This window comes from Pseudomonas sp. B414, assembly GCF_055408445.1.
This window is the reverse complement of the sequence record NZ_JBUZTQ010000014.1, coordinates 14,534-27,476: the sequence shown is the minus strand read 5'-3', so window position 1 is coordinate 27,476 and position 12,943 is coordinate 14,534. Positions and strand designations below refer to the sequence as shown.

The 12,943-nt window shown below is 57.9% G+C and carries 12 protein-coding genes; 9 read left to right on the top strand and 3 right to left on the bottom strand.

The window, feature by feature from the left end:
* Positions 1-15: 15 nt before the first annotated feature.
* Positions 16-585 (bottom strand): M12 family metallo-peptidase, encoded by a 570-nt coding sequence (locus tag ACZRMH_RS13720; protein ID WP_464013834.1) that lies wholly within the window; start codon positions 583-585, stop codon positions 16-18.
* A 378-nt stretch (positions 586-963) separates the two neighbouring features.
* Between ACZRMH_RS13720 and purE the strand changes: the two genes are divergently transcribed.
* The 4 genes from purE to ACZRMH_RS13700 all read left to right on the top strand — a co-directional run bounded on the left by purE (position 964) and on the right by ACZRMH_RS13700 (position 3,523).
* On the top strand, positions 964-1,455 hold the full coding sequence (gene purE, locus ACZRMH_RS13715; protein WP_016782937.1) for a 5-(carboxyamino)imidazole ribonucleotide mutase: 492 nt from the start codon (positions 964-966) through the stop codon (positions 1,453-1,455).
* Between the two features lie 11 nt (positions 1,456-1,466).
* Positions 1,467-2,552 carry a 5-(carboxyamino)imidazole ribonucleotide synthase gene (locus ACZRMH_RS13710; RefSeq protein WP_464013833.1) on the top strand — a complete coding sequence of 362 codons (1,086 nt, stop codon included), beginning with the start codon at positions 1,467-1,469 and terminating at the stop codon, positions 2,550-2,552.
* 105 nt (positions 2,553-2,657) lie between these two features.
* Positions 2,658-2,906 carry a GlsB/YeaQ/YmgE family stress response membrane protein gene (locus ACZRMH_RS13705; protein WP_047279090.1) on the top strand — a complete coding sequence of 83 codons (249 nt, stop codon included), beginning with the start codon at positions 2,658-2,660 and terminating at the stop codon, positions 2,904-2,906.
* 80 nt (positions 2,907-2,986) lie between these two features.
* Entirely contained in the window at positions 2,987-3,523 is a 537-nt protein-coding gene (locus ACZRMH_RS13700) for a DUF3299 domain-containing protein (RefSeq protein ID WP_464013832.1), read from the top strand.
* Positions 3,524-3,619: 96 nt separating this feature from the next.
* On the opposite strand, the gene ACZRMH_RS13695 is transcribed toward ACZRMH_RS13700, so the two are convergent.
* Positions 3,620-4,519 (bottom strand): D-hexose-6-phosphate mutarotase, encoded by a 900-nt coding sequence (locus ACZRMH_RS13695; protein WP_464013831.1) that lies wholly within the window; start codon positions 4,517-4,519, stop codon positions 3,620-3,622.
* 22 nt (positions 4,520-4,541) lie between these two features.
* Positions 4,542-4,943, bottom strand: coding sequence for an acyl-CoA thioesterase (locus ACZRMH_RS13690; protein WP_003438129.1), 402 nt, complete (start codon positions 4,941-4,943; stop codon positions 4,542-4,544).
* Positions 4,944-5,317: 374 nt separating this feature from the next.
* Here ACZRMH_RS13690 and ACZRMH_RS13685 point away from each other — a divergent pair, with 374 nt between their 5' ends.
* The 5 genes from ACZRMH_RS13685 (at position 5,318) to pstB (ending at position 12,866) form a co-directional block, all read left to right on the top strand.
* The gene (locus ACZRMH_RS13685; protein WP_464013830.1) at positions 5,318-6,607 is read left to right on the top strand and encodes an MFS transporter; all 1,290 of its coding nucleotides are present in this window, start codon (positions 5,318-5,320) and stop codon (positions 6,605-6,607) included.
* A 167-nt stretch (positions 6,608-6,774) separates the two neighbouring features.
* A complete protein-coding gene (locus ACZRMH_RS13680; protein WP_464013829.1) occupies positions 6,775-7,779 on the top strand; it encodes a phosphate ABC transporter substrate-binding protein PstS in 1,005 nt (334 codons plus the stop codon).
* 162 nt (positions 7,780-7,941) lie between these two features.
* A complete protein-coding gene (locus ACZRMH_RS13675) occupies positions 7,942-10,227 on the top strand; it encodes an ABC transporter permease subunit (RefSeq protein ID WP_464013828.1) in 2,286 nt (761 codons plus the stop codon).
* Between the two features lie 15 nt (positions 10,228-10,242).
* Positions 10,243-11,913 carry a phosphate ABC transporter permease PstA gene (pstA, locus tag ACZRMH_RS13670; protein ID WP_464013827.1) on the top strand — a complete coding sequence of 557 codons (1,671 nt, stop codon included), beginning with the start codon at positions 10,243-10,245 and terminating at the stop codon, positions 11,911-11,913.
* Between the two features lie 119 nt (positions 11,914-12,032).
* On the top strand, positions 12,033-12,866 hold the full coding sequence (gene pstB, locus ACZRMH_RS13665; RefSeq protein ID WP_464013826.1) for a phosphate ABC transporter ATP-binding protein PstB: 834 nt from the start codon (positions 12,033-12,035) through the stop codon (positions 12,864-12,866).
* Positions 12,867-12,943: the final 77 nt, after the last annotated feature.

Below are 12,943 nucleotides of genomic sequence, written 5' to 3'. Positions count from 1 at the left end.
CGCGGCAAGCGCCTGCTAGTCCTGCTTGTCGAGAAAGTTCTGGATGCGCTCGCGGTTGATCGTGCTGTACCGGTAAAGGCTGCATGGCCCTTCATCTTCGCCAGTTGCCATGTAGCTTGAGCACACTTGGCCACGATTGACCGGGTTGGGTGATTGCATGATGCCCGAGTGCCTGGCGGTAAAGGTGTGTCCTACTTCATGGGCGATGGTGGTGCTATCAATAGTGGAGGCAATCAGCGAATTACCTGTCTTGCCTCCCCATTGGGCAATCCCCGCGACGCGGTCGTGGATGAAGCCTTCAATAATCAGCAGGTATCGGTCTGTCTGATAGGAGGTGATTCTCACGTCGTAGGCGTATTGGCTGGCTAAACGATTCCACTCATTGACGGTCGCGGCGACATCGGTGCCTGTGTAGTCGAAGTCAGTGACTCCAGGGATGTGCTTGTGAATATGTACTCTGACTGCTCGCTCACTGATTGTGGCCAGCTCCTGGGTGAAATGATCGAAGTGCACCGCTTTGAGTTTCTGCAGCGTTGCCGCGCTGACACTGTCGTGGATGAAGGTGTGGAGGTTGATTGGACGCATAGTTACTTCCTGTATGTATGGGTCGTTAAGTACGAGCGCTTGCTCATTTGAAAGTTAAGTGTCTAATCGATGATTTCGCATTGAAGCTGCGAGGCTAAAGTGTGTGATTTCCTGTCACCCCCGGAATGCTTTGCAGCACGCTTTTTCAGGGTGTGTCTGGCTTGACCTCAAGGTCAGTAAAACCGGGCGTTTACGCAAAAAATGAGGCTGCAGACAGATGGTCGCCAAAGGTGCTTTCAAGGTACATCTTTGCGGTATACTGCGCGGCCTTCGGCTGGCTTGACCGGCCTTAATTCCTATAACAAGCCACGTCGGATCCTCCACGTGGCTTGTTGTTTTTTGACGCGCCTGCGGGCGCCCAAGAGAAGAGGCGCGACGATGAGTGCACTGGTAGGCGTGATCATGGGCTCCAAGTCCGATTGGTCCACCCTCAGCCACACCGCCGATATGCTGGAAAAACTCGGCATTCCCTACGAAGTGAAAGTGGTTTCTGCCCACCGCACTCCGGATCTGCTGTTCCAGTATGCCGAAGAGGCCGAAGGCCGCGGAATCGAGGTCATCATCGCCGGTGCCGGTGGCGCAGCCCACCTGCCAGGCATGTGTGCGGCTAAAACCCATTTGCCAGTACTGGGTGTACCGGTGCAATCGGCCATGTTGTCGGGCGTCGACTCACTGTTGTCGATCGTGCAAATGCCTGCGGGCATCCCGGTTGCAACCCTGGCCATCGGCAAAGCAGGCGCGATCAACGCGGCCCTGTTGTCGGCGAGCATCCTGGGCGCCAAGCACCCGCAGTTCCATACCGTTTTGAAAGCATTCCGTGCTGAACAGACAGACAGCGTGCTGGACAATCCAGACCCGCGCGTAGCCTGAGGTTTCTGACGATGAAAATCGGTGTAATCGGTGGCGGCCAGTTGGGCCGCATGCTGGCCCTGGCGGGTACTCCGCTGGGGATGAACTTCGCTTTCCTTGATCCGGCACCCGATGCCTGCGCCGCCGCATTGGGCGAGCACCTGCGTGCGGACTACAGCGACCCGGACCATCTGCGTCAGCTGGCTGACGAAGTTGATCTGGTGACCTTCGAGTTCGAAAGCGTTCCGGCTGAAACCGTGGCTTTCCTGTCGCAATTCGTCCCGGTGTATCCGAGTGCCGAAGCCTTGCGCATTGCCCGTGATCGCTGGTTCGAAAAGAGCATGTTCAAGGACCTGGGTATTCCGACCCCGGCCTTTGCCGACATTCAGTCCCAGGCGGATCTGGACGCAGCAGTGGCCACCATCGGCCTGCCTGCCGTGCTCAAGACCCGTACCCTGGGTTATGACGGCAAGGGCCAGAAAGTCCTGCGCACTCCTGAAGATGTAGTGGGCACGTTTGCCGAATTGGGCAGCGTGTCCTGCCTGCTGGAAGGTTTTGTCCCGTTCACTGGCGAAGTGTCGCTGATTGCCGTGCGCGGTCGTGATGGCGAAACGCAGTTCTACCCGCTGGTACACAACACCCACGACAGCGGCATCCTCAAGTTGTCGGTAGCCAGCACCCACCACCCGCTGCAGGCCCTGGCTGAAGACTACTCCAGCCGTGTGCTCAAGCAGCTGGATTACGTTGGCGTGATGGCGTTCGAGTTCTTTGAAGTCGACGGCGGCCTCAAGGCCAACGAAATCGCCCCGCGTGTGCATAACTCCGGGCACTGGACCACCGAAGGCGCTGAGTGCAGCCAGTTCGAAAACCACTTGCGGGCCATCGCTGGCTTGCCGCTGGGATCGACCGCCAAAGTGGGCGAAAGCGCCATGCTCAACTTTATCGGCAGCGTACCGCCGGTTGAAAAGGTGATTGCGATTGCCGACTGCCATTTGCACCACTATGGCAAGGCTTTCAAGATCGGCCGTAAAGTCGGCCACGCCAACCTGCGCTGCGCCGACATGGCGACCCTGCAAGCGCAAATCCTCAAGGTTGAAGCGTTGATCGACGAAGCGTAAATCGCTTTTGGCGGGAACCATTGGGTTGCCGCTACCCTCTGATGGCGTGATGCCAAAGTGCTGACTAGGCTTTGGTATAACGCCATCAATCAAGAGGAAGCGTTCATGGGCATTATCGGAACCATTTTTATCGGCTTGATCGTTGGCCTGCTGGCTCGTTTCCTGAAACCGGGTGACGACAGCATGGGCTGGATCATGACCATCCTGCTGGGTATCGGCGGCTCGCTGGCCGCGACTTATGGTGGCCAAGCGCTCGGTATCTACAAGGCGGGCGAGGGTGCCGGCTTTATCGGTGCTGTGGTTGGCGCCGTAATCTTGCTGGTGATCTACGGCCTCGTGTCGAAAAAGTCCTGATCAAACGCTTTGGTTCTCTCTGCGCCAGCCGCAGAGAGGGCTAAGATGTGCGCGTTTATTTCTCATCTATCGAGCCTTGCATGCGCCGTCTTCTTCTCACATTCCTTTTGCTGGGCGCAGGCCTGGCACACGCGGCAGAACTGCCCGAAACCGACTGGCTTGAACTGATGCCGAAGTCGGATCAGATAGCCCTCGAGCAAATGCCCGAAATTGATCATGACTCGCCCGAGGCCAACGGTACGTTTACGGCCAAGGGCGGCTTGAAGCAGAGCAAGGGCCTGCCGGCCGTGATGTACTCGAGCAAAACTGTGGCGGGCATGAATGGCAAGAATATCCGTTTGGGCGGTTACCCGGTGCCGTTGGAAACCGATGCCAAGGGGCGCAGCACGCTGTTTTTCCTGGTGCCGTACCCGGGCGCCTGTATCCATGTGCCGCCTCCGCCGCCCAATCAACTGGTGCTGGTGCGCTATCCAAAAGGCCTGAAGCTGGACGATATTTATACGCCGCTGTGGGTGATGGGTACGTTGAAGGTCGAGAAGGTCAGCAATGACCTGGCTGACGCGGCCTATGCGCTGGATGCGAGCAAGGTGCGGGTGGTGGTTGAGGAAGATTTGTAGAGATTGATCGCAGGAGGGAGTCTGGTGGGAGCGAGCCTGCTCGCGAAAGTCCTATAAGGTTTTCGCGAGCAGGCTCGCTCCCACAGATTGTGTGTGTCAGGCCTTGAGACGCTTGCTCGCAATACTCACACCCAGTGTATGACTGGCCCCCGGCTCCAGGGTGATCACGTCATCCATCACGTTGGCGGTTTCGATGCACAACATGCGTTGCCAGCCGTCTGCGGCCATGTCGCTGAAACTGGCGGCCCTGTCGATCCACGGGTTCCAGATCACCGCTGAACGCGAGCCATGGGAGTTCAACTCAAGGGTGCGCGACCAGTCGGGGTCGACGATGCTCAGTTGCGACGGGGTGTCGAGGTAGATACGGTCGGTTTCGCCGCTAAAGGTCAGATCGCCCGCCTGTTGAACACGTTCCCAATCCTTAAGGGTGTCAATGTAGGTCAGGCCGTCGACCCCTTTGACCTGAACCTTGCGCACGTCGCTGACCGCAAAGTAGCTGTGCAGCGCCTGGCTGATGCAGACCGGAATGTCACTGCGGTTATGGCTGGTGAGGCTGATATGCAACTGGCTGTCGAGGCGGATGCTCAGCGTCAGCGCCACATCGTGTGGCCAGCCCGGCAGGCCACCCTCGGTGTGGGGCAGGCCCAGTTCGATATGCAGCGCTTCGCCCGCGTCATCGATCTCCAGCACTTCCCATTCGCGGGTACGCACCAGGCCGTGGGCCGTCGCAGGCTCGTCACTGTGGCGCATGGCCTGCACGCTTTGCGGGTTAAGTGCAAAATTGCCGAACCATGGCCAGCACACAGGCACACCCGTGCGGATGCCCTGGCCATGCTTGTACTGGGCTTTATCGTTAAGCCAGATAATTGGCGGTTCATCACCGACCTGATAGCTCAGAACCTGCGCGCCCTGTTTGGCGACCAGCAGTTGGGCCTGACCATGCTGGAAGTGCCAGCACTCCAGTTCATCCAGGGTGACTGACTCTATATGGTGCATGGCAGGCTCTCTATAAGAAGGTTTAACGGCGTGGCGGAACGGAGCGGGTACGGCCGCTGCCATCAATGGCAACAAATACAAAGACCGCTTCGGTCACTTTGCGCCACTCGCTGGACAACGGATCGTCACTCCACACTTCTACCATCATCTGGATCGAGCTGCGGCCGATTTCCAGTGCCTGGGTGTAGAACGACAATTGGGCGCCAACGGCCACAGGAACCAGAAACGCCATGCGATCAATCGCGACAGTGGCGACACGGCCACCGGCTACCTTGCTGGCCATAGCCGTGCCAGCCAGGTCCATTTGGGAAACCAGCCAGCCACCAAAAATATCGCCGAAACCATTGGTTTCGCGTGGCAGTGCGGTGATTTGCAAGGCCAGGTCGCCTTGCGGGATTGGATCTTCTTGTTCGAGCTCTAGCATTGCGAAGGGCCTCTGACCCGTGATTCTTCATAAGTACTGCGGGTGAAAAAGCGTCTTTAGAAAAACGATTCAGCCCGAACATACTACGTTCGTCACGTTCTTCATAAGCCGCGCCAAGGAGAAACTCTGCGAAATCGGCTGTAGCCTCCAGCGGGCGTTTTCGCGCAGCAACCTCAGAAGTTACCAAGTGTTTCTTACGTTCGTGAGTATATCGGGCGATGACCCGGCCGACGACCTCCTGATTCTGCTTTTTGAGTGCGCTGCGCGTCTAGCTCTGTGCTTTTGCAAACAATTTGTTATCTTTCAAAACCTGCCCAGCCCCTGCCGGCGAAGTTGCAGCTTTTTGCCGAGCCTAATAAGAGAAGCAATACCCCATGATCACAGAGTCTTCCAGTGCTGCGCCGCCTTCGCGGCCGTTAACCCGTAATGACTATAAAACCTTGTCGCTGTCTGCCCTGGGTGGTGCGCTGGAGTTTTATGACTTCATTATTTTCGTGTTTTTTGCCACGGTGGTCGGCAAGCTGTTTTTCCCGGCTGACATGCCGGAATGGCTACGCCTGATGCAGACCTTCGGTATTTTTGCCGCCGGTTACCTGGCGCGTCCTCTGGGCGGCATTGTCATGGCGCACTTTGGCGACCTGCTGGGGCGCAAAAAGATGTTCACCCTGAGCATCTTTATGATGGCCGTGCCGACCTTGATCATGGGCCTGTTGCCAACCTATGCGCAGATTGGCATGTGGGCACCGATCCTGCTGCTGCTGATGCGCGTGATCCAGGGCGCCGCCATTGGCGGAGAAGTGCCAGGGGCCTGGGTGTTTGTGGCCGAACACGTTCCGCCCCGCCACGTGGGCTATGCCTGCGGCACCCTGACCTGCGGGCTGACAGCGGGTATTTTGCTGGGCTCGCTGATGGCCACGGCTATCAATACCATCTACACACCGGCCGAGGTGTCTGACTTCGCATGGCGGATTCCGTTCCTGATGGGCGGTGTATTCGGTCTGTTCTCGGTGTACCTGCGTCGCTGGTTGCACGAAACCCCGGTGTTCGCCGAGCTGCAACTGCGCAAGGCATTGGCCGCTGAAGTGCCGCTCAAGACCGTATTGCGTGAGCATCGCGGGGCGATTGCGATCTCGATGCTGCTGACCTGGTTGCTGTCTGCCGGGATCATCGTAGTCATTCTGATGACTCCCACTGTTCTGCAAACCATCTATGGCTTTTCTGCGACCACCTCGTTGCAGGCCAACAGCCTGGCCATCGTCTTCTTGAGCCTGGGTTGCATCGCCTCGGGTGCGCTGGCTGACCGCTTTGGTGCGGGCAAGGTGTTCGTGTTTGGTTGCGCCGGCTTGCTGGTGACATCGTGGACCTTCTACCACAGCCTGCTGCAACACCCGGACTGGTTGTTCCCGCTGTATTCCTTAAGCGGTTTGTTTGTAGGCACCATCGGCGCTGTGCCTTATGTGATGGTTAAAGCCTTCCCGGCTGTAGTGCGTTTCAGCGGCCTGTCGTTCTCCTACAACCTGGCTTACGCCATCTTCGGTGGCCTGACGCCAATGGCCGTGACCTTGTTGCTCAAGGAAAGCCCGATGGGCCCGGCCTATTACGTAGCAATTATTTGCACCATGGGTTTACTGGTCGGCGCTTACCTGTGGAAGAAGGGTCGCTGATCGAAGCCTGATCCGTCGCAACACCTCATCAAGCCTCTCCTGAAAGGCCATCATTTGTAACGAATGATGGCCTTTCATCTAATTGTCACAATCGGTTCATAGAGTAGTCACATGGCCTGCAGATACTGGCCCCCGATTCATCTAACCCCGTTTGTTAGGAGTAAGGCATGAAACTGAAGCGTGTTATGGCGGCCCTGACTTTTGTTGCCGCAGGCGTTGCAACTGCCAATGCGGTTGCCGCTGGTGTTGACCCGGCTATTCAGCCCTATGTGAAGACAACTGGTGTGTCGGGGAACCTGTCCAGCGTTGGTTCTGACACTCTGGCGAATTTGATGACATTGTGGGCCGAGGCTTACAAGAAAGAATATCCAAACGTAAATATCCAGATTCAAGCTGCCGGTTCTTCGACCGCGCCGCCTGCGATTACTGAAGGCACCGCTAACCTGGGCCCGATGAGCCGCAAGATGAAAGACAACGAACTGGCTGCCTTCGAGCAGAAGTACGGCTACAAGCCAACTGCTATCCCGGTGGCCGTGGATGCCCTGGCCGTGTTCGTGCACAAGGACAACCCGATCAAGCACATGACCATGGAGCAGGTAGACGCAGTCTTCTCCTCCACGCGTCTGTGTGGCGGCAAGTCCGACATCAAGACCTGGGGTGATCTGGGCGTGACCGGCGACCTGGCGAACAAGCCGGTGCAGCTGTTCGGGCGTAACTCGGTATCCGGCACATACGGTTACTTCAAGGAAGAAGCCCTGTGCAAAGGTGACTTCAAGCCTAACGTAAACGAACAGCCGGGTTCTGCTTCGGTCGTTCAGTCGATCAGCAGCTCGCTCAACGGTATCGGTTACTCGGGCATCGGTTACAAAACCGCCAGCGTGAAGACCGTGCCTTTGGCTAAAAAAGGCAGCACCGAGTTTATCGAAGACAGCGAAGAAAACGCACTGAACGGCAAATACCCGCTGTCGCGTTTCCTCTACGTGTACGTGAACAAGGCGCCGAACAAGCCGTTGAACCCGCTGGAAGCCGAGTTCATCAAGCTGGTTCTGTCCAAGCAGGGTCAGGAAGTGGTCGTGAAGGATGGCTATATCCCGCTGCCAGCCAAGGTTGCAGCCAAAGCATTGGCTGATCTGGGCTTGAAAGAAGGCGCTGCCGACGTCGCCAAGAAGTAATGACTTTGTAGTCGCTGCCGCAGCCTGCGGCAGCGACTACAAGTTTAAGTTGTTACAGATTCACCACAGTTTTCCATTCCGCTGCCAGCTCCGTCGGGCGGCGGATTTTTTGCGTCACTGCTTTGTCATCTTTCTGTCATACAGGACCGCTAGGGTGTGCGCATGAATGATCTGGCCAATTCCCCAATGACTACGACTTCCGCTCCCAAGCGCATTGATTTCAATACGCCTGAACTGCAGCGCAAGCGCCGCATCCGCGCGCTTAAAGACCACCTGACCCGCTGGTATGTATTTATCGGCGGTCTTGCCGTGCTCGGCGCCATCACCCTGATTTTCTTCTTTCTGGGCTATGTGGTTTACCCACTGTTCCAGGGCGCCGACCTGACCGCCAAACAGGCGATTACGCCGGTGTGGATGCAGGACGCCGGCAAGCCGCTGATGATCTCCGTCGAGGAGCAAAATCAGGTCGGCATGCGGGTTTCCGACAAGGGCATGGTGTTGTTCTTCAATGCGAAGAATGGCGAAGAGCTGTCTCGGGTCAACTTGCCGCTGCCAGCCGGCACGCAGGTGACTTCCCTGGGTGAAGACCAGCCAGGTAATCCGGTAGTGGTATTGGGCCTGTCCAACGGCCAGGCGCTGGTGTTCCGCCATACCTATCGGGTCAGCTACCCGGACAACAAAAAAACCATCACCCCGGCGATTGAGTACCCCTACGGTGAAACGCCGATAGTGCTCGACCCGCAAGGCGGCGCACTGGATCACGTCAACCTGAGCGTGAACGATACGACGTTGGTGCTGGCAGGCTCCACGGGGGCGCAACTGAACGTGCTGTCGCTGGCCCGCGAAGAAAACATGATGACCGAAGAGGTCACCACCACAGAGACCCGTATCGACCTGCCGCAGATGACCAAGCAGGTCAAAGCGCTGTATATCGATCCGCGGCAGCAGTGGCTGTATGTGGTGAACGATCGGGCTCTGGTCGATGTATTCAGCCTGCGCGACAAGAGCCTCAACGGTCGCTACAAGCTGGCGGATGACGCAACCACCGAAATCACTGCAAGTACACAGTTGGTGGGCGGTATCTCGCTGATTTTTGGTAACTCCAAAGGTGGTCTGAGCCAGTGGTTTATGGCCCGCGACCCGGATGGCGAGCAGCGCTTCAAGCATATCCGCAGCTTCCAGATGGGCACTTCGCCGATTGTCGAGATCACTGCTGAGCAACGTCGCAAGGGCTTCCTGGCCCTGGACGCTGCCGGTGAAATCGGCGTGTTCCACAGCACTGCGCACCGCACCCTGCTGGTCGAAAAAATTGCTGAAGGCCCAGGCATCATGGCGCTGTCGCCGCGAGCCAACCGCATCATCGTCGAAGAGGGCGGCAAGCTGCTGCCACTGACCTTGAAGAACCCGCACCCGGAAGTGTCCTGGAGCGCGCTGTGGAGCAAGGTCTGGTACGAGAACTACGACGAGCCTAAATACGTTTGGCAATCGACCGCCGCCAACACTGACTTCGAACCGAAGATGAGCCTTGCGCCATTGACCTTCGGTACGTTGAAGGCGGCTTTCTACGCCATGTTGCTGGCTGCACCGCTGGCCGTTGCTGCTGCGATCTACACCGCTTACTTCATGGCCCCGAGCCTGCGCCGCAAGGTCAAGCCGGTGATCGAGCTGATGGAAGCGATGCCAACGGTGATTCTGGGCTTCTTTGCCGGTCTGTTCCTGGCACCGTATGTGGAAGGGCATTTGCCGGGGATTTTCAGCCTGCTGATCCTGATGCCAGTCGGCATTCTGGTCGCCGGTTTCACCTGGAGCCGCTTGCCCGAGTCGATCCGCCTGCGCGTACCGGATGGCTGGGAAAGCCTGATCCTGATCCCGGTGCTGCTGTTTGTGGGCTGGTTGTCGTTGTACATGAGCCCGTATATGGAAGCCTGGTTCTTTGGCGGCGACATGCGTATGTGGATCTCCCACGACCTGGGCATCACCTACGATCAGCGCAACGCACTGGTAGTCGGCCTGGCGATGGGTTTTGCGGTTATCCCCAACATCTACTCGATTGCTGAAGATGCCGTGTTCAGTGTGCCTCGCGGCCTTACCCTGGGCTCGCTGGCGCTGGGTGCCACGCCGTGGCAGACCATGACCCGCGTGGTCATCCTGACGGCCAGCCCGGGGATCTTCTCGGCACTGATGATCGGCATGGGCCGCGCGGTCGGCGAGACGATGATTGTGTTGATGGCCACCGGTAACACCCCGGTCATGGAAATGAACCTGTTCGAAGGCCTGCGCACCCTGGCGGCGAACGTGGCGGTGGAAATGCCAGAGTCGGAAGTGGGCGGTAGCCATTACCGCGTGCTGTTCCTCTCGGCGCTGGTGCTGCTGCTGTTCACCTTCATCATGAACACTCTTGCCGAGCTGATCCGTCAGCGTCTGCGCAAGAAATATTCGTCGCTTTAAGGAAGGTAGAAGTCTGTGAAACAGAATTCCCTCAAAGGTTGGTTCAAGAGCGGCGCTCCAGGCGTCTGGATCAGCGGTGGTGCGGTGTCCATCGCCGTCATCATGACCATCGGCCTGTTGTCGGTGATTGCGGTGCGCGGCCTGGGTCACTTCTGGCCTGCCGATCTGATCCACGCCGAGTACAACGTGCCAGGCAGCGCCAATCACCTGGTGATCGGCGAAGTGGTGCAAAAGGAAGAGGTGCCCCGCGAGCGCCTGAAAAGTGCGGGCCTGCCAGTACCGGAGCAAGGCCCGGAGTTTATGACTCGCGAGCTGATCAAGGTCGGCAACCGTGACTTGAACGGCAACGACTTTACCTGGGTGGTGGGTGAGTGGCTGACCAACCAGAGCACGCCGCCAGAGTTGATGGCCATCGAGCGTCGTGAGTGGGGCAATTTTTACGGCTACCTGGTTAACGTGAAAGAAAACGGCAAGGTAGTGGCAGAGGGTGCTGCTGCCTGGCCAGAGTTGCAAGCCAGGGTCAAACGTGTAAACGATCTGGCTTCGCAACTGAGCCAGCTTGAGAAAAAAGACATCGGTGCGATCAACCACGGGCTGGAGCGCATCCGTCTGCATGGCCGCAAGCTGGAGCTGGAAGGCAAGCTGACCCCGCAGGCGCAGGCTGACATGGAGTCCGAACGCGCCGAACTCAATGCCCGTTACAAGGCCATTGAAGATCGCCTGGGCGAGCTGCATGCACAGTTCAACCGTGACAGCCTCACGGCCCGCGATGCCAATGGCAAAGAACTTGAAATCAGCATCGGCAAAGTGGTCAAGGCCTACCAGCCGAACGCCATGAACAGCTGGCAAAAACTGGCCATGTATTTCAGCAACATCTGGGAGTTCCTGAGCCAGGACCCACGTGAAGCGAACACCGAGGGCGGGATCTTCCCGGCGATTTTCGGCACCGTGATGATGACCCTGATCATGGCCGTGATCGTAACCCCGTTCGGCGTACTGGCTGCGGTGTACCTGCGTGAATATGCCAAGCAGAACACCCTGACCCGGGTGATCCGTATCGCGGTGAACAACCTGGCGGGTGTACCGGCCATTGTTTATGGTGTGTTTGGCCTGGGCTTCTTTGTGTATGTGCTGGGTGGTTCGGTTGACCGCCTGTTCTTCGCCGAAGCCTTGCCGGCACCGACCTTTGGTACGCCGGGCCTGATGTGGGCCTCGCTGACTCTGGCATTGCTGGCTGTGCCGGTGGTGATCGTGGCCACCGAAGAAGGGCTGGCGCGGATCCCGCGTACCGTTCGCGAAGGCTCGCTGGCGCTGGGTGCAACCAAATCCGAAACCTTGTGGAAGATCGTACTGCCGATGGCCAGCCCGGCCATGATGACCGGCATGATCCTCGCCGTGGCCCGTGCGGCCGGTGAAGTGGCGCCGCTGATGCTAGTGGGCGTGGTCAAGCTGGCGCCGTCGCTGCCGCTGGACGGCAACTACCCGTACCTGCACCTTGACCAGAAGATCATGCACCTGGGCTTCCATATTTATGACGTGGGTTTCCAGAGCCCGAACGTCGAAGCGGCACGACCGCTGGTATACGCCACGGCACTGCTGCTGGTGCTGGTCATCGCGACCCTGAACCTGTCGGCAGTGTGGATTCGTAACCACCTGCGCGAGAAGTACAAGGCGCTGGAAAGCTGATAAACCAACTGAATCTTGAATGTGGGAGCGGGCTTGCTCGCGATGCAGACAATGCGGTCTTTCAGATAAACCGCAGCGAGCACCCGCTCACACAGACTAAATAGCGTATGGAGTACCCCATGCAGCATGAATCCTCAACCCACGGCATCAACATGTCCGCCTTGGGTCGCAGCAAACAGAGCTTGAACCTGGACAACGAAGAAGTTGCCATTGAAGTCCCGGGACTGAACCTTTACTACGGTGAAAAACAGGCGCTGTACGACGTCAGCCTGAATATCCCGAAGCAACGGGTCACGGCGTTTATCGGCCCGTCGGGCTGTGGCAAGTCCACGCTGCTGCGTACCTTCAACCGCATGAACGATCTAGTGGACGGTTGCCGCGTCGAAGGCGAGATCAACCTGTACGGCAACAACATCTACCGCAAGGGCGAGGATGTGGCCGAGCTGCGTCGCCGCGTCGGCATGGTGTTCCAGAAGCCCAACCCGTTTCCCAAGACCATTTACGAAAACGTGGTTTATGGCCTGCGGATCCAGGGCATCAACAAAAAGCGCGTGCTCGACGAAGCCGTCGAGTGGGCACTCAAGGGCGCGGCATTGTGGGATGAGGTCAAAGACCGCCTGCACGAGTCGGCGCTGGGCCTGTCCGGTGGTCAGCAGCAGCGTCTGGTGATTGCCCGTACCATCGCGGTAGAGCCTGAAGTGTTGCTGCTCGATGAGCCGTGCTCGGCACTCGACCCGATCTCGACGTTGAAAGTCGAAGAGCTGATCTACGAGCTCAAGTCCAAGTTCACCATCGTCATCGTGACCCACAACATGCAGCAGGCAGCCCGGGTTTCGGACTACACGGCGTTCATGTACATGGGCAAAATGGTTGAGTACGGTGACACCGACACGCTGTTCACCAACCCGGCCAAGAAGCAGACCGAAGACTACATCACCGGGCGCTATGGCTAGTTTGAGCGGCAGTGACCGTTTGGCGTAACGACAATTTGGCTGGCCGCTTACAGCGCGCAGCTCACAGCTTTTGCGGA

What these genes read in the sequence shown, in the direction of transcription:
- ACZRMH_RS13720 (WP_464013834.1), bottom strand. Translation starts at nt 585, where the DNA reads ATGCGTCCAATCAACCTCCACACCTTCATCCACGACAGTGTCAGCGCG.
- ACZRMH_RS13700 (WP_464013832.1), top strand. Translation starts at nt 2,987, where the DNA reads ATGCGCCGTCTTCTTCTCACATTCCTTTTGCTGGGCGCAGGCCTGGCA.
- ACZRMH_RS13705 (WP_047279090.1), top strand. Translation starts at nt 2,658, where the DNA reads ATGGGCATTATCGGAACCATTTTTATCGGCTTGATCGTTGGCCTGCTG.
- ACZRMH_RS13690 (WP_003438129.1), bottom strand. Translation starts at nt 4,943, where the DNA reads ATGCTAGAGCTCGAACAAGAAGATCCAATCCCGCAAGGCGACCTGGCC.
- purE (WP_016782937.1), top strand. Translation starts at nt 964, where the DNA reads ATGAGTGCACTGGTAGGCGTGATCATGGGCTCCAAGTCCGATTGGTCC.
- ACZRMH_RS13695 (WP_464013831.1), bottom strand. Translation starts at nt 4,519, where the DNA reads ATGCACCATATAGAGTCAGTCACCCTGGATGAACTGGAGTGCTGGCAC.
- ACZRMH_RS13680 (WP_464013829.1), top strand. Translation starts at nt 6,775, where the DNA reads ATGAAACTGAAGCGTGTTATGGCGGCCCTGACTTTTGTTGCCGCAGGC.
- ACZRMH_RS13675 (WP_464013828.1), top strand. Translation starts at nt 7,942, where the DNA reads ATGAATGATCTGGCCAATTCCCCAATGACTACGACTTCCGCTCCCAAG.
- pstB (WP_464013826.1), top strand. Translation starts at nt 12,033, where the DNA reads ATGCAGCATGAATCCTCAACCCACGGCATCAACATGTCCGCCTTGGGT.
- ACZRMH_RS13685 (WP_464013830.1), top strand. Translation starts at nt 5,318, where the DNA reads ATGATCACAGAGTCTTCCAGTGCTGCGCCGCCTTCGCGGCCGTTAACC.
- ACZRMH_RS13710 (WP_464013833.1), top strand. Translation starts at nt 1,467, where the DNA reads ATGAAAATCGGTGTAATCGGTGGCGGCCAGTTGGGCCGCATGCTGGCC.